20 protein-coding genes are annotated in these 18,999 nt (G+C 44.3%); 5 read left to right on the forward strand and 15 right to left on the reverse strand.

Annotated elements, in window-relative coordinates:
* Window positions 1–91 precede the first annotated feature (91 nt).
* From ADH49_RS09060 to ADH49_RS09110, 10 genes are all read right to left on the reverse strand, one after another.
* Window positions 92–514, reverse strand: a complete 423-nt coding sequence (locus ADH49_RS09060; protein ID WP_023024698.1) for an SP_0198 family lipoprotein — start codon at window positions 512–514, stop codon at window positions 92–94.
* Window positions 515–635: 121 nt separating this feature from the next.
* On the reverse strand, window positions 636–1,883 hold the full coding sequence (locus tag ADH49_RS09065; protein ID WP_048691861.1) for a bifunctional folylpolyglutamate synthase/dihydrofolate synthase: 1,248 nt from the start codon (window positions 1,881–1,883) through the stop codon (window positions 636–638).
* A 225-nt stretch (window positions 1,884–2,108) separates the two neighbouring features.
* Window positions 2,109–2,420 (reverse strand): DUF1292 domain-containing protein, encoded by a 312-nt coding sequence (locus ADH49_RS09070; RefSeq protein ID WP_006595405.1) that lies wholly within the window; start codon window positions 2,418–2,420, stop codon window positions 2,109–2,111.
* A gap of 17 nt (window positions 2,421–2,437) precedes the next feature.
* Window positions 2,438–2,857: a Holliday junction resolvase RuvX gene (ruvX, locus tag ADH49_RS09075; RefSeq protein WP_023027379.1), complete on the reverse strand. Its 420-nt coding sequence runs from the start codon at window positions 2,855–2,857 to the stop codon at window positions 2,438–2,440.
* Window positions 2,857–3,123, reverse strand: coding sequence for an IreB family regulatory phosphoprotein (locus tag ADH49_RS09080; protein ID WP_006597020.1), 267 nt, complete (start codon window positions 3,121–3,123; stop codon window positions 2,857–2,859). Before ADH49_RS09080 ends, ruvX begins: the two co-directional genes overlap by 1 nt.
* Window positions 3,124–3,263: 140 nt before the next feature.
* Window positions 3,264–3,815, reverse strand: coding sequence for a hypothetical protein (locus ADH49_RS09085; protein WP_048691863.1), 552 nt, complete (start codon window positions 3,813–3,815; stop codon window positions 3,264–3,266).
* A gap of 11 nt (window positions 3,816–3,826) precedes the next feature.
* Complete coding sequence (locus tag ADH49_RS09090; protein ID WP_006595401.1) at window positions 3,827–4,420, reverse strand: SP0191 family lipoprotein; 594 nt, start codon at window positions 4,418–4,420, stop codon at window positions 3,827–3,829.
* Between the two features lie 184 nt (window positions 4,421–4,604).
* Complete coding sequence (gene spx / locus ADH49_RS09100) at window positions 4,605–5,003, reverse strand: transcriptional regulator Spx (protein ID WP_006595399.1); 399 nt, start codon at window positions 5,001–5,003, stop codon at window positions 4,605–4,607.
* Window positions 5,004–5,090: 87 nt separating this feature from the next.
* Window positions 5,091–6,233: a recombinase RecA gene (gene recA, locus ADH49_RS09105; RefSeq protein ID WP_006595398.1), complete on the reverse strand. Its 1,143-nt coding sequence runs from the start codon at window positions 6,231–6,233 to the stop codon at window positions 5,091–5,093.
* A gap of 119 nt (window positions 6,234–6,352) precedes the next feature.
* Window positions 6,353–7,621, reverse strand: coding sequence for a competence/damage-inducible protein A (locus ADH49_RS09110; RefSeq protein WP_048691868.1), 1,269 nt, complete (start codon window positions 7,619–7,621; stop codon window positions 6,353–6,355).
* A gap of 357 nt (window positions 7,622–7,978) precedes the next feature.
* Here ADH49_RS09110 and ADH49_RS09115 point away from each other — a divergent pair, with 357 nt between their 5' ends.
* Complete coding sequence (locus tag ADH49_RS09115) at window positions 7,979–9,016, forward strand: S66 family peptidase (RefSeq protein ID WP_048691872.1); 1,038 nt, start codon at window positions 7,979–7,981, stop codon at window positions 9,014–9,016.
* 54 nt (window positions 9,017–9,070) lie between these two features.
* On the opposite strand, the gene ADH49_RS09120 is transcribed toward ADH49_RS09115, so the two are convergent.
* Genes ADH49_RS09120 through mutL form a run of 3 tightly spaced genes read right to left on the reverse strand, consistent with a single transcriptional unit; the run spans window position 9,071 to window position 12,207 of the window.
* Window positions 9,071–9,634 (reverse strand): DNA-3-methyladenine glycosylase I, encoded by a 564-nt coding sequence (locus ADH49_RS09120; protein WP_048691874.1) that lies wholly within the window; start codon window positions 9,632–9,634, stop codon window positions 9,071–9,073.
* Window positions 9,635–9,643: 9 nt separating this feature from the next.
* Entirely contained in the window at window positions 9,644–10,237 is a 594-nt protein-coding gene (gene ruvA, locus ADH49_RS09125; RefSeq protein ID WP_048691877.1) for a Holliday junction branch migration protein RuvA, read from the reverse strand.
* 20 nt (window positions 10,238–10,257) lie between these two features.
* The gene (gene mutL, locus ADH49_RS09130; RefSeq protein WP_048691879.1) at window positions 10,258–12,207 is read right to left on the reverse strand and encodes a DNA mismatch repair endonuclease MutL; all 1,950 of its coding nucleotides are present in this window, start codon (window positions 12,205–12,207) and stop codon (window positions 10,258–10,260) included.
* A gap of 252 nt (window positions 12,208–12,459) precedes the next feature.
* On the opposite strand from mutL, the gene ADH49_RS09135 reads away from it, so the two are divergent.
* Window positions 12,460–12,897 carry a LytTR family DNA-binding domain-containing protein gene (locus tag ADH49_RS09135; protein WP_048691882.1) on the forward strand — a complete coding sequence of 146 codons (438 nt, stop codon included), beginning with the start codon at window positions 12,460–12,462 and terminating at the stop codon, window positions 12,895–12,897.
* Entirely contained in the window at window positions 12,894–13,352 is a 459-nt protein-coding gene (locus tag ADH49_RS09140) for a DUF3021 domain-containing protein (protein ID WP_048691885.1), read from the forward strand. The genes ADH49_RS09135 and ADH49_RS09140 overlap by 4 nt, the downstream gene beginning before the upstream one ends.
* A gap of 233 nt (window positions 13,353–13,585) precedes the next feature.
* On the opposite strand, the gene mutS is transcribed toward ADH49_RS09140, so the two are convergent.
* On the reverse strand, window positions 13,586–16,129 hold the full coding sequence (gene mutS, locus ADH49_RS09150; RefSeq protein ID WP_048691889.1) for a DNA mismatch repair protein MutS: 2,544 nt from the start codon (window positions 16,127–16,129) through the stop codon (window positions 13,586–13,588).
* 106 nt (window positions 16,130–16,235) lie between these two features.
* Window positions 16,236–16,679: an arginine repressor gene (gene argR / locus ADH49_RS09155; protein WP_048691892.1), complete on the reverse strand. Its 444-nt coding sequence runs from the start codon at window positions 16,677–16,679 to the stop codon at window positions 16,236–16,238.
* 102 nt (window positions 16,680–16,781) lie between these two features.
* On the opposite strand from argR, the gene argS reads away from it, so the two are divergent.
* Entirely contained in the window at window positions 16,782–18,470 is a 1,689-nt protein-coding gene (gene argS / locus ADH49_RS09160; protein ID WP_048691894.1) for an arginine--tRNA ligase, read from the forward strand.
* 166 nt (window positions 18,471–18,636) lie between these two features.
* Window positions 18,637–18,882, forward strand: coding sequence for a hypothetical protein (locus ADH49_RS09165; RefSeq protein ID WP_006596982.1), 246 nt, complete (start codon window positions 18,637–18,639; stop codon window positions 18,880–18,882).
* Window positions 18,883–18,999: the final 117 nt, after the last annotated feature.

Consider the following 18,999-nt stretch of genomic DNA (forward strand, 5'->3'; position numbering starts at 1 on the left):
TAGTAGAGCCCACTCAACCACTGCGTCTTGCTCGACAATCCAAAGACAATTGAGAGGCTAGGATTTCTGTCCCACTCTCATTTCTGCTAGTTTATTTCTTGGTCAGAACAATCGTATCCTGATCACCCAAGTCTTGATCCGCTTCTTTCAGGGTCAATTGTTTCCCCTCCAGTTGATAGCGGTAGCCATCATCTCCGATAAAGAGGATCTGGTTGGCAGCATCTAGCTTGACCTGTTTCAGCTCTTGCTCTCCATCTGCCTCTACAGCCGTCCAAGTCCCTGAATCACCAGCGATGACGAGCGTCACTTGATCGCTTTCATCCATTCCCATATAGGTTCCGCCCAGACCTGTTTGGTTAACCTGCGGACTAGTCGTTGTCTGTTGAGAAGAAGTTGCCGTTGTGGTCGTCGCACTTGATGACGTGTTCGTTTGCGATGGTGTTTGCTGGTTCGAACACGCTCCAAGTAGGAGGACTGTAGCTGTTGCCAATAAAGCAGTTACTTTCTTTGCCATGGATGGTCTCCTTTCGCGCCAACTTTTCAACGGACTTCCCCGTTCATTTGTGGCTCACCTTTAGTATACGTTAGAGCCTGTTTTTGGTCAATCTTTATGACTGGCCGATGAGAGTTGCTACCTATAAAGGATTCTTTCCCTGCTCTAATAGATATGCGCGAACTTCGGAAATAAAGTAGAGAGAGCCAGTGACAAAGAGCACCTCTTGACCATCTTGTCGGCTATAAAAATCTTGCAAATAATCTCTGAAATCCGCCACATAAGGATAGCCTAAGCCATCCACTTCTTGGACCACTTCCCCATAAGCAAAGGTCGTCACCGTCAAGTCCGCCTCCGGCAAATCGCTTGCAAAGATCTCCAACATTCCCTGGTAATCCTTGCGTTTTAAAGCACCAAAGAGGATCTTCACGCGCTTATCTGAAAAGGTACGGGCATATTCGACCAAGCGATGGATGGCATGGGGGTTATGAGCGCCATCTAGATAGACGCCCTGGTCAAAATTCTCCAGACGTCCCGGCCAGCTAGTCGCTTGCAAAGCCTCCCGAACACCGTTTTCATCGACCGCCAGACCTCTCTGCTCCATGAAGAGGAGAAAGGCTTCAAGAGCCACCGCAGCATTCTCTTCCTGATAAGCTCCATTGAGCCCAATTTTCAGTGAGTCAAACCGATGTTGCCAATCTCGGAAGACGCCTTTCACCAGTTGGAAATCTTCTCCATAGCGAGCTAGCGGACAGCCTATTGCCTGGACCTTTTCTATGCAGACTTGCTCAGCCTCTTTAGCCAGTGGACCGATAACAGCCGGCTTCCCGGCTTTAAAGATTCCAGCTTTTTGCCTAGCAATGGCCTCTAGGCTTCCTCCCAAGGTCTCCTGATGATCCAGCCCTACTGAGGTGATCACTGCTACCTCTCCTGTGATAACATTGGTCGTATCAAGGAGGCCTCCGATCCCAACCTCGATCAAGGCCAGGTCTACTTTTTGTTCATGGAAATACAAAAAGGCCAAGAGGGTGATGATCTCAAAGTAAGAGAGTTGGTCGTGGGTCTCGAGAAGCTGAGACTCCATCGCTTGGATGCTCTGACCCAAGCGAATCAGATCTTGATCCGAAATTGGTTGCCCATTGATACAAATCCGATCATGCATACTAACGATATGTGGAGAAGTAAAGGTCCCTACTTTCAGACCATGCTGTTGGAATAGTTGGCGCATAAACGCAATGGTTGAGCCCTTCCCGTTAGTCCCCGTCACATGGATCATCGGAACAGCTTCATGAGGATCCCCTAAGAGCTTTACAGCCTGTTGCATCCGCCCCAAGCCTGAACGAAAATTGAGTCCAATTCGGCTATTCATCCATTCTTCAATTTGATTCATTTCTTTCTCCTAAAAGAAAAGAGCGATCAAGCCTTCTTGCTGGCTCACGCTCTGCTATTTCTTTGGTTTCTTATTTCACTTCCAATATTTTTAGAAGCTGGGCTAAAAACATCCACTGGACTTACTTGCGGTCCTTGTTTCTAGCGCAAGGGTAAAAATGTTCACTGAACTTACCAACTCTTTCCAGTCTCTTGGAGTTGGGGTGATACAGTCTCCCAGACTGTATCACTCCTCCATAAAGCTGTTGAAGACTTCTTCAATCATGTTCCATTCATCATCTGAATCTTCTGGGATTGGTTGAAGGTCGCCTTCTGTTCCGTCTTCGTTTTCAGTAAATGAGTAAGCTTGGATTTCTACTTCACCGTTTTCATCTTCTTCTGCATTTGCAGGAATCAAAAGAACATAGTTTTTACCAAATTCTTCTTTTCCATCAATGGTCAAAAGGATTTCAAACAAGGTTTCGTTTCCTTGCTCATCTACCAATGTAATCAATTCGCGTTCGTCATGGTTGTGATCATGATCATGATTGTGTGCCATCTTATTTCCTCTTTTTTCTAAAATTTTCGATCTAAATAATTTTGCAAAATCAACTGGGCAGCCAATTTATCAATTACTTTTTTTCGCTTATTTCGGCTAATATCCGCTTGCTCAATCAGCATCCGCTCTGCGGCAACGGTCGTCAAACGCTCATCTTGATACTCAACCGGCAAGTTGAATAACTCTTCAAGGCGCTTTCCATAAGCTTGACTCGCTTCCACTCGAGGACCGCTTGTGTTGTTCATGTTTTTCGGTAAACCAACCACAAACCGATCAACCCGGTATTCCTTCACCAGTTCAGAGAGACGGTCAAAACCAAACTCTCCTTTCTCCTCATCAATCTGAATAATCTCCAGACCTTGAGCAGTAAAACCTAATGGATCACTGATGGCTACTCCGACTGTCTTCGAGCCAACGTCTAGTCCCATAATTCTCATTAGAGATCGATCCCTTGCCCTTTCAAGTAGTAACGAACCAATTCTTCAACAATTTCATCTCGTTCGTACTTACGAATTTGGTTGCGAGCGTTGTTATAACGAGGTACATAAGCAGGATCACCACTGAGTACATAACCTACGATTTGATTGATTGGATTGTAGCCCTTCTCATCCAAAGATAAGTAGACATCCTTTAATGTATCACTAATTTCTTTACGGTTTGAATCGTCAAGATTAAAACGTACTGTTTCGTCTGTAAATCCCACAATACCACCCTCTTTCTTTATATTCATACTATTATACCATAATTTCCATACTTTCTCAAACGAAAAATATTGATTTTACGGGCTTTCTTGGACTTTTTATCACTTATTTTTGAAAGCGATCTACTGTATTTTCAATGGTTTTATTTGACTTCTTTAAAGCCATTCTTTTCCATGTTTTTGATGAAGAGTGTTGGAGAGTAAGTCTTGATCATTTTGCAAATTTCTCCCAAGTCTTCGCTGTTTTTAATATCATCGAAGTCTACTTTATCAGGATCAATCTCAATCTCAGAGATCATTGCTTCACCTGTCCAATCTGATGTCACGGTGATTCCATCGTAGTCTCTCAATTCATCAATGCCACCTTCACCTTCGTAACCTTCGATCAAGGCTTGTTTGGCACCTTCTTTATCATCCTCAGCATCGATCAATTTCTTGACTTCATCTTTGAATTCATCCGATACATGAGTCGCTAGTTTGATGGAAACTTTTTTGTATTTCTTTCCTTGGTAGGATACGGTCACTGTAATTTCCTGTTTGGCTACCTCGTCAGCTTCATTGACATCCCTGTCAAGCTTAAAGGTCCGAGTAACGACGCTATCTTTCGATAAGGACTTGCCCCCTTTTGATTGAGAATTCCCACAACCTACCAAGATAAGCAATCCAGCAACGACTAGTAATAGAAATTTTTTCATGTTTTTTCTCCTTATTCTTCTTTTGCTCCATTACGGAGTAGATTATTCATATATTCTGTTGGTGTCAGTTTCAATAAATCTGCAATATTGGCTGATTTGAAGTACTCTAACTCGACCGCTTTTTTAGTATCCAACTGGGTGAAATCATAAGTGATGACCGTTTGGTATTCATTTTCATTTGGCAAAGTCAGTTCAATGGTAAATCCTGGAAGAGTCCGCGCCTGTTGAAGTTTTTCATCCTTACCCATCGACTCTACCATCAATCGTTGGGCCTCTTCAAGACCAACTTCCTGAATAGCATTTTTCAATTCATCACTGACAGGAGTGGTATTGGTCATGACCAATTTTTGAAATTGTTCCCCTTGATAAGTGATGGTCTGCTCCTGGCGAATACCACTTTCATCTTTTGGAAGGACAAAGTGTTTAGTGAAAACTTGCTGTTCTTCCGCCTTCTCTAACAGATTTCGATTTTCTTTATTAAACGATTCAATTTTAGCACTGTTGGATTTTTGGACATTGGAAGAATCAGTTTTCCCATGTTTCTTCTGTCCACAAGCTGTCAGCGTCAGGAGCAAGACACCCAAACAAATAAGCTTCTTTTTCATGTTTTCTCCTTTGATAAGCTTCTATAAAGGGATTTCCCCCACAGAAGTATTGTACCATAGAATCCTCCTCAAAAACATTCTTACAAGCATTTTTTCGTGGATTCTTTGGCCGGATACAAAAGAAAAAGTCGAGATCCTGACATCTCGACTCTTCTCAGTAGCTAAACGATTGGCTACTTGTTTCTTATAGGGCTGCTCTTAAGCGAGCCTCCGCATTTTCAACATTTCGTACAGAACGTGGTAAAAAGGCCCGAATATCATCTTCCTTATAACCAACTTGAAGTCGCTTGTTATCCACTAGTATAGGACTTTTCAAGATTCGTGGTGTTTCTAAGATGATATCGATGACTTCATTCATGCTGAGGTCTTCAATATCGACACCTAGATTCTTAGCGTATCGGTTTTTTGAAGAAACGATACTTGCAATGCCATTTTCTGTTTTGGTCAAAATATCGAGTAATTCTTCTTTTGTAATCCCTTCTTTACCAAGGTTTTGTTCTTTATAGATCAACTGATGAGCATTTAGCCAAGTTTTGGCTTTTTTACAACTCGTGCAACTTGAAACTGTGTAAATTTTAATCATGTATGCACTCCTTTCGCCACACGATAATAACATTGTAGTATATTATACCATAAAAACCATCAGTCTTTCGACCTATTTTGAAAAAAATTACTCTTCAATCTCAATGGCATCATCAAGATCTAGTGTTACTTCTTCAACAAGTGGGCTTTCAGCTACTTCATCTTGTGCAACTACAGCAGTGTCATCATCGATCAAACCGAAGCGCACGCGCACTTGGTGATCAATCTCATCAAAAATTTCTGGATGGTCTGCCAAGTACTTCTTAGCATTTTCAGAACCTTGGCCAATCTTCTCACCGTTATAAGAATACCAAGCCCCTGCTTTTTGGATCAAATCAAGGTCTGTTGCAATTTTTAGCAATTCGCCTGTACGTGAAATTCCTTCTCCATACATGATTTCAACCATAGCTTCCTTGAATGGTGGAGCTACCTTATTTTTCACAACCTTGATCTTGGTTTCTTTACCAACGTTGGTATCTTTTTGGTCCCCAGTACCCTTGATTTGAGTATTTCCACGAACGTCTAGACGAACAGAAGCGTAGAATTTAAGGGCACGACCACCAGGTGTGGTTTCAGGGTTCCCAAACATAACCCCAACTTTTTCACGCAATTGGTTGATAAAGATAGCAATGGTCTTGGTCTTATTGATCGAAGCTCCAAGCTTACGCATAGCCTGGCTCATCATCCGTGCTTGCAAACCAACGTGGCTATCACCAATATCTCCATCGATTTCTGCGCGTGGGACCAAGGCAGCAACAGAGTCGATAACGACCAAATCAACGGCACCAGAGTCGATCAATTTACCAGCAATTTCAAGTCCTTGTTCCCCTGAGTCTGGTTGAGACAAGAGGAGTTCATCAATATTAACCCCAAGAGCTGCCGCATAAGATGGATCCAGGGCATGCTCGGCATCGATAAAGGCAGCAATGCCTCCTTCTTTCTGTGCTTGCGCTACTGCATGGAGGGCAACGGTTGTTTTACCTGATGATTCTGGACCATAGATTTCTATGATCCGACCTTTTGGATAACCACCAGCACCCAAGGCAATGTCAAGAGCCAAGGAACCTGAGCTCATGACTTGAACTTTTTGCTCTGCGCGTTCGCCCAGACGCATGATCGATCCCTTACCAAAGTCTTTTTCGATCAACTTTAGGGCATCATTGAGAGCTTTTTCACGCTCGTCTCCAAATTTCTTCGAGATATCATCTAATTTTTTCTGTTTTTTCGCCATTCTTTTCTCCTATTTTTTGCTATACAGGAAATGCATGCAACTCACCGACGCTTTCCGTCATTTGAAAGGCACATTTCCTATCCATTTTTAGAATTATTCTTCATTTGGCACAAGCTTCATTATACCAAATTTTTACCATTTAATACAGCCAAGCGCACCAAATTAAAGGCATGAAGGACTGCAATTTCGCGGACATCAGCTCGACTCCGGCCAGCGATATTGACTTGGACACTATCCACTCCATTTGGAGTCGCAAGTCCGATAAAGACCGTCCCTGCTGGGTGCCCTTCTAGACTATCTGGCCCCGCAACTCCGGTCAGGCTAACACCATAATCGGATCCTGTTAACTTACGGGCCTGTGAAGCCATGGCTTGAGCTGTAAAATGAGACACCACTCCATGTTGCTCTAACTCTTGAGCTGGAATAGACAACATCTTGCTTTTTTCTTCCAAACTATAGGTGACATAACCACCCGCGAAGATGCTGGACGCCCCTGAAAAATCTGCCAAAGTCGCTTGGAAGAGGCCGGCCGTCAGGCTTTCTGCAGCTGTAATGGTCTTACCAGTCCCTTTCAAGAGATCAAAGGCAACCTTGGCCATCGAATTGTCATCTCCATAACCGTAAAACAACTCTTGCAAGGGTTGATGATCCAGAGTATGACGGGATAAGATTTCCTTTTCTAAGACATCGAGCTTAGCATCCGCTGAGGCTTGATCCTTCGCCTTTGTAGATAGACGCAAGGTTACTTCTCCCGTCTTGGCATAAGGGGCAACCGTCGGATCACTCTGCTTTTCAATGATATCTGCTAGGATCGTAACTAGCTGGCTTTCCCCAATCCCAAAGAAGCGCAAGACTCTTGAAAAAAGCTCTTCCCCTGTTGTCAAATGAGGCACCAATTGTTCATTGACCATGGGTTTTAACTCACTTGGTGGACCAGGTAGAACGACATAGGTCACACCATTGACTTCAATCAAACCTCCAACCGCGAGACCTGTACGGTTTTGAAGGGGGATTGAACCGGCAATCAATTGTGCTTGTCGCTCATTATTGGGCGTCCGGACATAATCAGGGCGACTTGCAAAGAAGGTGTCGAGTTTGGCAAGCGCTGTCGTATCAAAAACCAGTTCTTTCCCTAAAAACTTAGCAAGGGTTTGCTTGGTCAAATCATCCTCTGTTGGCCCAAGTCCACCACATAAAATCACCAAATCACTGCGTTTTGAAGCCGTCTCAATGGTCGAGAAGAGACGACCTTCATTGTCTCCTACCGCCACATGATAATAGACATCAATCCCTAAACTAGCTAATTTTTCAGACAAGAATTGCGCATTGGTATTGACAATCTGTCCTGTGAGAATTTCAGTTCCCACTGCAATGATCTCTGCTTTCATAACGCCTCCACTTATACTATTCGTAATTTTTCTTCATTGTAACACAATTTCCTAAATTATTTTAAAAACAGATTGAAGAAAAAGTTCATTTTAGGTAACTTTCTTCAATCTTTTTCTTTTAGAGTATTATAAAGTAAAAAACTCTTATAAATTCCGTTACATCAATATTCCTAAGAGATTTAACTACGTGGTAACCAACTTCTAGAAGGGCTTGCCTATATTCTGAAGTAAGCACATCGAGCGGTTATTTTTATATTGCTTTATTGACATAAAATCGTATCTCTAACGCTAGTCCTTATATTTTTCTATCACTTTTTATGATACAATAGCATCAATTTATTTTTAGGAGGATAATATATGACTTCTACTATTGGTATTATAAGTTTATCTAGTGGGACTATGGGTGAAGACTTTGTCAAGCACGAAGTGGACTTGGGTATTCAACGTCTCAAGGACCTCGGACTCAACCCTATCTTTTTACCTCATTCGCTAAAAGGCTTAGATTTTATCAAAGAACATCCTGAAGCTCGTGCAGAGGATTTGATTCAGGCCTTTTCTGATGATAGCATCGACATGATCCTATGCGCCATTGGTGGAAACGATACCTATCGCTTGCTACCTTATCTTTTTGAAAATGACCAACTACAAAAGGTTATCAAACCAAAGATTTTTCTAGGTTTCTCGGATACGACCATGAACCATCTCATGTTGCATAAACTAGGAATCAAGACTTTTTACGGCCAATCATTTCTAGCAGACATTTGTGAGTTAGACAAAGAAATGTTGCCATATAGCCTCCACTACTTCAAAGAATTGATTGAGACGGGAAGAATCTCAGAAATTCGACCTAGTGACGTTTGGTATGAGGAACGGACTGATTTTAGTCCCAAAGCCTTGGGAACACCTCGTGCCAGCCATGCAAATACAGGTTTTGACTTATTACAAGGCAATGCCCAGTTTGAGGGAGAAATCCTCGGTGGTTGTCTTGAGTCTCTCTATGATATTTTTGACAACTCTCTACACGCAGATAGCACAGACCTCTGCCGAAAATACAAACTTTTCCCTGACTTATCCGACTGGGAAGGAAAGATTCTATTGCTAGAAACAAGTCAAGAAAAGCCTGAACCTGATGATTTCAAAAAAATGTTGCAGGCTTTAAAAGAAACTGGGATATTTGAAGTCATCAGTGGACTCTTGGTCGGAAAACCTATGGATGAAACTTTCTATGACGACTATAAAGAGGCACTATTGGATATCATTGACAGCAATATCCCGATTGTCTATAATCTGAATGTCGGACACGCAACTCCAAGAACAATTGTTCCCTTTGGAGTCCACGCGTATGTAGATGCAACGGAGCAAGTCATTCGCTTTGACTATAACAAAGAAAGCTGAGATAAATTTCTCAGCTTTTTCTATATTCTCAAATACTTTCGCTATCTGTACTCACTACTTACCACTTTTCCATTCACAATCATTCTCATGGTCATCAACCAGACCTGCAGCTTGTAGAAAGGACAAAACTGCAACAGGACCTGCGAACTTAAAACCCCGCTTTTTGAGGTCCTTGGATAATGTCTCAGATAAAGTCGTCTTAGCTGGTGCTTGACTGTAATCAGGAACATCATTGACGATGGTTTCCCCATTGACAAAAGACCAGAGATAGGCATCAAAAGAGCCGAATTCAGCCTGGACTTGCAAAAAGGCTTGAGCATTGGCCCGTGTCGCAAAAATCTTGGTACGATTGCGGATGATAGCTGGATTGTCCATCAAAGCCTCCAGTTCCTCATCCGTCATCTCCGCGACACTTTGAAGGTGGTAACCATGAAAAGCTTCACGGAAAGCCTGCCGTTTATTGAGCACCGTCTCCCAAGATAGGCCAGCTTGATAGGTCTCCATACAGAGCAACTCAAAAAGGGCCTGGTCATCATGTAGGGGCCGCCCCCATTCTTCATCATGGTAAGCTATATATAATGGATTGGTCATTTTGACCCAACCACAGCGTTTTGGCATAGAAATCTCCTATTTCACCAACATCTTCAGGGCAGATTTGATGTAGTTTTCAGCAGTATCGGTCGTGCCTTCAAAGAATTTCTTGATTTTCTTTAGTTCCGTAGCCTTGTAGCCCAATGCCAACATGGCTTCCATGGCTTCTTCCAAGGCTTGGTTCTCTTCTGTCGCCTTAGCTTTTGTCTGAGCCGGTGCATCTTCTAGATCGAGATTGATCTTACCTTCCAAGTCCAGCACCATCTGTTGGGCTGTTTTCTTGCCGATCTTTGGAAACTTGGTCAAGTAGGTGATGTTCTTGCTTTCGATGGCTTGGACAAGGCCTGCATTGTCATCTGCAGCAATGATAGCCAGAGCTGAGACAGGTCCAATCCCAGAGACTGAGATCAAGTTTAAAAAGAGCTGTTTCTCTTCTTCAGTCGCAAAGCCATAGAGAAGGTGAGCATCTTCACGGACCACTTGGTGCAGATAAACTTGCACCTCTTGGTTCATTTTACCAGAGTAGGCATAGGGGTTGGCCACATGCAAGAGATAGCCGATTCCAGCTGTTTCTACCACAATGTATTTAGCGGTAATTTTTGTTAAGATTCCTTTAATGTATTCGTACATAATCTTCCTTTATTGTTTGTTTAATACTTGCCCAATTCCCGCAGGCTGGTGTGATTTTCCTGAATGCGTCGGAACATCTTTTCCATATCCGACTTGGTAAAGTTAACCAAGACAGGACGGCCATGAGGGCAGTTATAAGGGTTATCACATTGGGATAGTTGGTAGATGAGGTCGCGTGCAGAGTAATCGTCCAGCGTGTGGTTAGCCTTGATGGAACGTTTGCAGGACATCATGATGGCCAACTCAGCCCTGTATTTCTTGATGGACACTTCCTTAGTCAAAAGGAGCATGTCACACATCTCATAGATGCCCGACTCGATTTCTTCTTCCTTCATCCAGATCGGATGCTCCCGCAAGATCAACTGGTTAGCTCCATACTCTTCTAAATAGACGCCCACTTCCTCTAGGAGGTGCTTGCGCTGTTGTAGGCGGATCAGATCGTCTGCAGGGAACTCAAAGATATAAGGCACCAGCAGTTGTTGCTGACTGCCGTCTACGTTCCCGATGCTCTCCCGATATTCTTCATATTTGACCCGCTCTTGGGCCGCATGCTGGTCAATGATATAAAGGCCCCCATTGCCTTGGGCAAAGAGATAGGTTCCATGCATCTGACCGAAATATTCCAACTCTGGGAAGGTCGAATGTTCTTCCCCATCCAACTTATCATAGGCCTTGTCTAGACTAGCTAGATCCAACTCTGGGTGGTCCAGTTGATCATACTGAGGCGCCTTTCGCTCCGCGAATTTGATGCCTGGTGATTTGGCCTCCTGATTTCCCTCTTCTGGGGCAAAGAGAACCGTTTGCTCTGGGGTCAATTCACCACTTGGCTGGGATTCCCCGACCTCTGGACGGACAAAGAAGTCTCCCTTGTCTCGGTCGTAATAGAGGCTATTTTCTTTTAGAGGGAGGCTGGTCTGGACTGGCTTTTCTGTTCGACGAAGCGTTGACTTAGCTAGATTTTCTAGAGCATCTGGAATCAGATCCTGCTCTTTCAAAGCGGAGACAATAGCCTGGGAGATCAAGGTCATTAGTTCTCGTTCTTTAGAAATACGCACCTCTTGCTTGGTCGGGTGGACATTGACATCGGCTAGATAGGGGTCAATCTGGATATTAATCACTGCTATCGGGAAGCGTCCGACCATAAGTTTACTACCGTAGCCATCCAAGATGGCCCGATTGAGCAAGAAATTCTTGATGTAACGACCATTGATAAAGAGGCTGATGTAGTTGCGATTGGCCCGGGTCAGTTCTGGCAAAGAGACGAAGCCCGACACTTCAAAGTCCAAATCACCTGTCTCGATGGCAACCATTTTCTTAGCGGTAGCGAGGCCGTAGACTCCTGCGATGGCTTGACGGAGATTCCCCGTTCCTGCCGTCCGTGTCATTTCATGGCCGTCATTGATCAAGGTAAAGGCAATCTCTGGATGGGCCAGACTCAGGCGGTTGAGAATGTCGACGATATGGGACAACTCTGCCTGTTGGCTCTTCATATATTTGAGGCGGGCTGGTGTATTGAAAAAGAGGTCCTCAACTGTGATTTTAGTCCCCACAGGGCTAGTCGCCGGCTCAAGAGAAGTGATTTCGCCCCCTTTAGCCTCTAGCTTGGTCCCATGACTAGCTCCTTCCTGAGCTGTCAGGATGGTCATGACACTGACAGAGGCAATAGACGGCAAGGCCTCGCCACGGAAGCCTAGTGTCCGAATGCGAAAGAGGTCGGCTTGACTCTTGATCTTACTAGTCGCATGGCGACGAAGAGCTAATTCCACTTCCTCATGGGCAATCCCTTGTCCATTATCCGTGATTTGAATGCTCTTTAAGCCAGCTTCTTCGATCTCTACGACAATCTGACTAGCTCCCGCATCGATGGAGTTTTCAACCAGTTCCTTGACCACACTAGCAGGGCGCTCAATGACCTCACCGGCAGCAATCTGATTGGCTAGAATTTCTGGTAATTCGATAATCTGTGACATAGCTTCCCCTCTTATGTTTTATACGCGCATAGGTAGAACTATTATACCATATCTACAAGGAAGCCCTCCCTTTATAAAACCTTGTGCTCCAGCTCCATTAAAGATACCGTCTTCTACCAGATAAACAGACAAACTGACCGAATATGCGAAAAGCCTTGTCTTGATGCCTGAAAAAGTGTTTAATAGACTTGTAAGCAAGAAGTCCTGCTAGCGGATCGCTTACTTGACGTCAATATGTTAGAAGGGATTTGTATGAAAGTAACAGTTACCATTGACCCCCATTTTCAAGAAGAAGGCGTAGCCATCACAGCGCCACAACCTAGCGAACGCATCCAGAAGGTCCAACAATTCATAGAGGAATTGGACCAGAAGGAACGCTTGCGAGCGAAAAAGGAGGGGGAAACCTATCTTGTAGAGACTCACTTGTTTCATCGGTTCTATATTGAAAACCGGCAAGTGGTGGGGGAAACAAAGGATAATCAATTCATCCTCACAGGTCCACTCTACCAACTCTCTGAAGACTTGCCCATCTACTTTTTAAAAATTTCCCAATCTGAAATTATCAATACCAAAGAAATCGATCACCTGCATTTTACCGGTAGCGGATCGGTTCAAATCTATCTCAAAAACGGAAGGATGACTTACTCCTCTCGTCGTTATTTAAAAGCTATTAAGGAGAAACTCTCATGATGAAAAACCATTTTACCAACGCTTTGAAAGGGATCTTGATCGGTCTCATCCTCTCTATCCTCTTTTCTTTTTTAAACTCCCCTTCCACTTATACGCCTCTCAGTCCTAGCTCAGCTTTCGGCCAGTGGATGCAAGCCCACGAAGTTCATGGATCCCTTGTTATGCTCTATTGTACCCTTATCTGGGCCGGTATCGGACTCCTCTTCAGCTTGGGGAATGTCCTTTTCAACAAAGATTGGAGCTTGCTTCGCGCGACCGTCAGCCACTACCTCTTGATGCTCTTTGGTTTCCTACCTTTAGCAACCTTGGGCGGCTGGTTCCCAATGCAAATCAGTTTTTATCTCTCTGTCATTTTTGAGTTTAGCTTCGTCTATCTCATTGTCTGGGCTGTCTCTTACTACCTCAATAAAAAGAAAGTGGATGACATCAACCGTCAGTTGCAAGGAAAAGCCTGAGGAATTCAAAAAAAATGACTTTTATTTTTTAGTCATTCAAGAAGATGAAAAACTTTCCGCTGTGAGAAAAGTGCCTGAAACAACTGTGTTTCAGGCACTCGGAATCATTGAGACCTTAGGCTCAATGATTAGTCATGGAACTTCTACGAAGTTCGCTGACGTCCGTACTCACCTAAGGAAAGTTTTTAAAATTACTTTGTCTTCAATCTGAAACAGTTCGAATGAACTGTCTTTTAAATTCTCTTTTTCATCTCGGCAACTGCCATCATGACTTCCATCGGGGTCATGTTGTAAATATCGAGAGTTTTTAATTCTTCTAGTACTGGATGAGCTGCATCTGCTGCAAACAGAGATAACTGTTCTCCAAGCTCTGGAGAGGATTGCTGTGTTGGATTCGCCATCGGCACTTCGTGGCTTTGGCCTTCTAATTGACTCAAGATAGTATCTGCCCGCTTCAAGAGATCGCTTGGCAGGCCTGCAATCTTGGCCACATGGATTCCATAGGATTTATCCGCCGGTCCCTCTTCAATCCTGTGCAAGAAGGTCACTTGGCCATCCTTCTCCAAGGTGGCGACGTGGACATTGCGCAAGCGAGATAGGGTCTGCTCCAAGTCGGTCAACTCATGGTAGTGGGTAGCAAAGAGGGTCTTGGCCCCTGTCCGGTCATGGATGTACTCGATGATGGCTTGAGCTAGAGCCATGCCATCATAGGTCGCCGTCCCCCGTCCCAACTCATCAAACAAGATAAGAGAAGCCGAAGTCGCTTGGCGAATGGCATTGTTGGCCTCCATCATCTCAACCATAAAGGTCGATTGGCCGGATACCAAGTCATCTGCAGCCCCAATCCGGGTATAAATGGCATCAAAGAGAGGGAGGGTCGCCGCTTGAGCCGGTACAAAGGAACCAATCTGAGCCATAATGACAATGATGGCCAACTGGCGCATATAGGTGGACTTCCCGCTCATATTAGGTCCCGTAATTAGCTGGATATCACAGGTCTCATCCATAGAAATGCTGTTGGGGATGTAGCTTTGAGCTCCCATCACCTTTTCAACAACTGGGTGACGACCCTTCTCAATCCGGATATCACGCGCCTCTTGGAAGACTGGCCGGGTCAGTTGTTGTCTTTCAGCCACACAGGCCAAGCCTTGCAAGACGTCCACCGTTGCTAGGGCTTGGGCTAGGGACTGCAGGCGCTGGATGTACTTGCCGACTTCCTCTCTGATCCGTAGGAAAATCGCATACTCTAGACTAGTCGACTGTTCCCGAGCTTCTAGCATCTCCCCTTCGATCCGAGCCAGTTCTTCTGTCCCAAAGCGCTCAGAATTTTTCAAGGTTGCCTTGCGGAAGAAATGAGCTGGCACACGGGATAATTGGGAATTGGTCACATGGAAATAGTAGCCATCTTTTTTGTTGTAGTCAATTTTAAGTCCGGTAATGCCACTGGCTTCCCGTTCTTTGGCTTCGATCTCTGCAATCCAGCCAGTCCCTTCTCGGAGGACGACACGGTACTGGTCCAGAGTCGGGTCGAAGCCGGTACGGATGATATTGCCTTCTGTCAGAACGATCGGAGCATCCGGATCAATGGCTGCTTCGATGAGACGGCAAAGCTCTGGTAGCTCATCTAACTGGGCGATGAGGAGGTCTAGCACCGGCTCGCCCATCTCGACCAAAAGCGATTTGATCAAGGGAACATGGCGCAGGGTTTCTCCCAACTGCAAGAGGTCCTTGGGAGTGGTCTTTCCAAAAGAGACCCGACTGGCCAAGCGCTCGATATCATACACACCCTTGAGACGATCTGCCAGATCGCTTCGCTCAAAGAAATGGTCCAAGAAGACTTGGATAATCTCTTGACGCTCTTCGATCCGATGGCGGTCCATCAAAGGCTTCTGGATCCATGCCCGCAAGAGACGGCCTCCCATGGCTGTCTTGCTTTCATCTAGGAGCCAGTAGAGGCTGCCATGTTTTTTGCCAGTCCGAGCATTTTCTGTCAAGTCCAAACTCGCCTTGGTCGCATAATCCATCTGCAAGAAATCACGGACTTCATAGTGATGGGCAGGCTTGATATGATGGAGTTCCCGCTTCTGGGTTTCCTGGACATATTGGAGCAGGCCTCCTGCCGCTATTCTCTCCAAATGAGTCAACTCAACCCCTAAAAGTTGGACATCCTCCGCCACTTCTGAGATAGGGGAGAGCAAGAGATTCATTTGGCCAAGAAGGACTCTTTCTTCCATTTCTGACAAGGAGTAGGTCAGGACAATTTCCCGTGCCCGTAGGTTGCGGATTTCCCCACAGACCATGGCAAAATCATTCAGACTGGTGACCTGAAACTCCCCGGTCACTAGGTCCATATAGGCAAGGCCATAGTCTGTCTCATCATGAGACAAGGCTACCAGGAAGTTGTTGGCGCTGTCTGGCTTGGTCGAATCGACAACGGTCCCCGGAGTAATGACTTGAACCACTTCCCGTTTGACTACACCGACGGCTTGCTTGGGATCTTCCATCTGCTCTGCAATAGCTACCTTGTAACCTTTTTCGATCAAGACATCGATGTACTGCTGGGCCGAATGATAGGGAACTCCAGCCATGGGAATTGGATTTTCTGCATTTTTATTCCGAGAGGTCAAAGAAATCTCTAAAATCTGTGCTGCATTGACGGCATCTTCATAAAAGAGCTCGTAAAAATCCCCCATCCGAAAGAGTAAAAAAGCATCCGGATAATCTTTTTTGATATCTAGGTATTGCTGCATGCCAGGTGATAGTTTTTCTGCTGCCATATCGTTCCTTTTCTATATCATTGCATTCATTCTGAGTGCTTACTCCAACTCTAAACTGACATAAAAGGAGGGCCGATCCCTTTCTGGACTGGTCCCTCGCCCTTGACTAGTGACTAGAATGTTGGAGAATGGTCTGCTGGACTGTTTGTGCTACTTCTTGGTCCTTGCAAACAATTAAGAGGGTATTGGCACCTGCTACGGTACCAAGGATTTGATCATCCAAAATCTCATCGACTGCGTTGGCTAAAATAGCCGCTTCTCCCAGCTCCGTCCGAACAACCAGTGTGAACTCCGCTCTCGAGACCACTTGTGCATATTGAGCAATCAGTCTAAAAATATCTGTTCGATCTGGTTCGTCTGCTAATTTATAATAGAGGCCACCCTTTTCTTTTACCTTGATCAGACCGATTTCTCGTAGGTCCCTGGATAAGGTGGTCTGGGTCACTCCCGCCCCTCTTTGATCTAGGCGGTCTTGAATGTCTTTTTGCGTCGATAACTTCTCATGTTGAATAATTTCTCGAATCAAAAGCTGACGTTCATCTTTTTTCATTTTTGCTCCACTTTTGAATAATTATACTTTGATTATACCAAAAAGTTTGAAGAAAGGCCGAATTTTGTGATAGAATAGTAACAAAAGACCAAAGGAGCTACTATGAATCATAAAGAACTTATTGCAAGTGAATTGGCAAAAGTCATTGAAGGCTTAGACCAAGAAACTATCTTAAATTTACTAGAGCAACCAAAATCTTCAGACCTCGGAGATATCGCCTTTCCTGCCTTTTCTTTGGCTAAAATCGAACGCAAAGCTCCTCAAGCGATTGCTGCTGATATTGCGGAAAAAATCGTTGCCTCTCACTTTGAAAAAGTCGTTGCTACTGGTCCTTATGTAAACTTCTTCTTAGATAAATCACAAATCTCTGACCAAGTCATCAAATCTGTTATCGAAGCAGGTGCCGACTATGGACAACAAGAAGAAGGTCAAGGAGCGAACGTCACCATCGACCTTTCTAGTCCAAATATTGCAAAACCTTTCTCAGTTGGTCATTTGCGCTCAACCGTTATCGGAGATGCTCTTTCAAATATCTTCCGCAAAATGGGCTACAACACCATTAAAATCAACCACTTGGGAGACTGGGGTAAACAATTTGGTCTCTTGATGGTCGCTTATAAAAAATGGGGTAGCAAGGAAGCTGTCGAAGCCAATCCAATCGATGAATTGTTGAAACTCTATGTCCGCATCAATGCCGAAATTGAAAACGATCCTGCTTTGGACGAGGAAGGACGTCTCTGGTTCAAGAAATTGGAAGATGGAGATCCAGAAGCAACTGAATTGTGGCAATGGTTCCGTGACGAAAGCTTGGTAGAATTCAACCGTATCTACAAACTCCTCGGTGTTGAATTTGACAGCTTAAACGGAGAAGCTTTCTACAATGACAAGATGGATGAAGCTGTCCAAATCCTTGAAGAAAAAGGCTTGTTGAAAGAATCTAAGGGAGCTAGCATCGTTGAGTTGGATGATGTCAACCTTCCACCAGCTATGATTAAGAAATCAGACGGTGCCACTCTTTACATCACGCGTGATATCGCAACCGCTATCTACCGTGCACGGACTTACAACTTTGTGAAAAACATCTATGCTGTCGGTCAAGAACAATCCAACCACTTCCGTCAGTTGAAAGCTGTTTTGAAGAAAATGGGATTTGACTGGAGCGACGATATGATCCACGTTGACTTTGGTTTGGTCACAAAGAATCGCCAAAAATTGTCAACTCGTAAAGGAAATATCATCCTGCTCGAACCAACCCTTCAAGAAGCGATCTCTCGTGCCAAAGCGCAGATCGAAGAAAAGAACCCTGAACTTGAAAACAAGGAAGAAGTGGCACATGCAGTCGGTGTTGGTGCCGTTAAGTTCTACGACTTGAAGACAGACCGTCGCAACGGGTATGACTTTGACCTTGAAGCCATGGTATCCTTCGAAGGAGAAACTGGACCGTACGTTCAATACGCATACGCACGTATCCAATCCATCCTTCGCAAAGCCAACTTCACACCATCTGCAGATGCAACATACAGCTTGAGCGATCCTGAAAGCTGGGAAATCATCAAACTTCTCCAAGACTTTGCTCGTGTCGTGAAACGTGCTGCTGAAAACTATGATCCATCCTTGATTGCAAAATATGCCATCAACTTGGCTCAAGCCTTCAACAAGTACTATGCTCACACTCGTATCTTGGATGAAAGCCCAGAACGCGATAGCCGCCTTGCTCTTAGCTACTCAACAGCAGTAGTCTTGAAAGAAGCGCTTCGTCTATTGGGTGTCGAAGCACCTGAGAAAATGTAATATCTTCCTTACTTTTTGATAGGAAACCATCTCTTTTAGGAGTGAGAGGAATCGCTAAATAAATCTTATTTAGTTCCATCTCACTCCTTTTCTTATGTTAAACACACCTATATTTTTAGGGATTATCGCTTCCCTTTATCCATTATCTTACCCTCTGGAGAACCCCATGAATCAAACTGTTTATATTCTTATTTTAGTTAGTCTGCTTATTCTCTTTTTAATCAATAAATACGAGAGAGAAAAACTGCAAAAGATTTTACAAGAGCAACTCTTAAAAGATGAAGCCTTCAAAGCAAGCATCAAGGAACAAATCCAAACGACGGAAAACATCAACGATGTCATCCACGCCATCAATAAGGACTATCGCCTCGGCCTCTTGCTCTCAAAAGAAATCACAGATCAATTAAAATAAGCCCTAAAAGAGGAGTCATACAAAATATGACCCCACTCTCTTCAACCGCAACAAATAAGAGAGTGGGACAGAAATCGGTAATTCGTTAGAATTCGATTTCGTCGTCCCACCTCCGCA

It is taken from the genome of Streptococcus sp. 400_SSPC (assembly GCF_001072745.1).
Taxonomy (GTDB): domain Bacteria; phylum Bacillota; class Bacilli; order Lactobacillales; family Streptococcaceae; genus Streptococcus; species Streptococcus xiaochunlingii.

What these genes read in the sequence shown, in the direction of transcription:
- ADH49_RS09060 (WP_023024698.1), bottom strand. Translation starts at nt 514, where the DNA reads ATGGCAAAGAAAGTAACTGCTTTATTGGCAACAGCTACAGTCCTCCTA.
- ADH49_RS09065 (WP_048691861.1), bottom strand. Translation starts at nt 1,883, where the DNA reads ATGAATCAAATTGAAGAATGGATGAATAGCCGAATTGGACTCAATTTT.
- ADH49_RS09070 (WP_006595405.1), bottom strand. Translation starts at nt 2,420, where the DNA reads ATGGCACACAATCATGATCATGATCACAACCATGACGAACGCGAATTG.
- ruvX (WP_023027379.1), bottom strand. Translation starts at nt 2,857, where the DNA reads ATGAGAATTATGGGACTAGACGTTGGCTCGAAGACAGTCGGAGTAGCC.
- ADH49_RS09085 (WP_048691863.1), bottom strand. Translation starts at nt 3,815, where the DNA reads ATGAAAAAATTTCTATTACTAGTCGTTGCTGGATTGCTTATCTTGGTA.
- ADH49_RS09090 (WP_006595401.1), bottom strand. Translation starts at nt 4,420, where the DNA reads ATGAAAAAGAAGCTTATTTGTTTGGGTGTCTTGCTCCTGACGCTGACA.
- spx (WP_006595399.1), bottom strand. Translation starts at nt 5,003, where the DNA reads ATGATTAAAATTTACACAGTTTCAAGTTGCACGAGTTGTAAAAAAGCC.
- recA (WP_006595398.1), bottom strand. Translation starts at nt 6,233, where the DNA reads ATGGCGAAAAAACAGAAAAAATTAGATGATATCTCGAAGAAATTTGGA.
- ADH49_RS09110 (WP_048691868.1), bottom strand. Translation starts at nt 7,621, where the DNA reads ATGAAAGCAGAGATCATTGCAGTGGGAACTGAAATTCTCACAGGACAG.
- ADH49_RS09115 (WP_048691872.1), top strand. Translation starts at nt 7,979, where the DNA reads ATGACTTCTACTATTGGTATTATAAGTTTATCTAGTGGGACTATGGGT.
- ADH49_RS09120 (WP_048691874.1), bottom strand. Translation starts at nt 9,634, where the DNA reads ATGCCAAAACGCTGTGGTTGGGTCAAAATGACCAATCCATTATATATA.
- ruvA (WP_048691877.1), bottom strand. Translation starts at nt 10,237, where the DNA reads ATGTACGAATACATTAAAGGAATCTTAACAAAAATTACCGCTAAATAC.
- mutL (WP_048691879.1), bottom strand. Translation starts at nt 12,207, where the DNA reads ATGTCACAGATTATCGAATTACCAGAAATTCTAGCCAATCAGATTGCT.
- ADH49_RS09135 (WP_048691882.1), top strand. Translation starts at nt 12,460, where the DNA reads ATGAAAGTAACAGTTACCATTGACCCCCATTTTCAAGAAGAAGGCGTA.
- ADH49_RS09140 (WP_048691885.1), top strand. Translation starts at nt 12,894, where the DNA reads ATGATGAAAAACCATTTTACCAACGCTTTGAAAGGGATCTTGATCGGT.
- mutS (WP_048691889.1), bottom strand. Translation starts at nt 16,129, where the DNA reads ATGGCAGCAGAAAAACTATCACCTGGCATGCAGCAATACCTAGATATC.
- argR (WP_048691892.1), bottom strand. Translation starts at nt 16,679, where the DNA reads ATGAAAAAAGATGAACGTCAGCTTTTGATTCGAGAAATTATTCAACAT.
- argS (WP_048691894.1), top strand. Translation starts at nt 16,782, where the DNA reads ATGAATCATAAAGAACTTATTGCAAGTGAATTGGCAAAAGTCATTGAA.
- ADH49_RS09165 (WP_006596982.1), top strand. Translation starts at nt 18,637, where the DNA reads ATGAATCAAACTGTTTATATTCTTATTTTAGTTAGTCTGCTTATTCTC.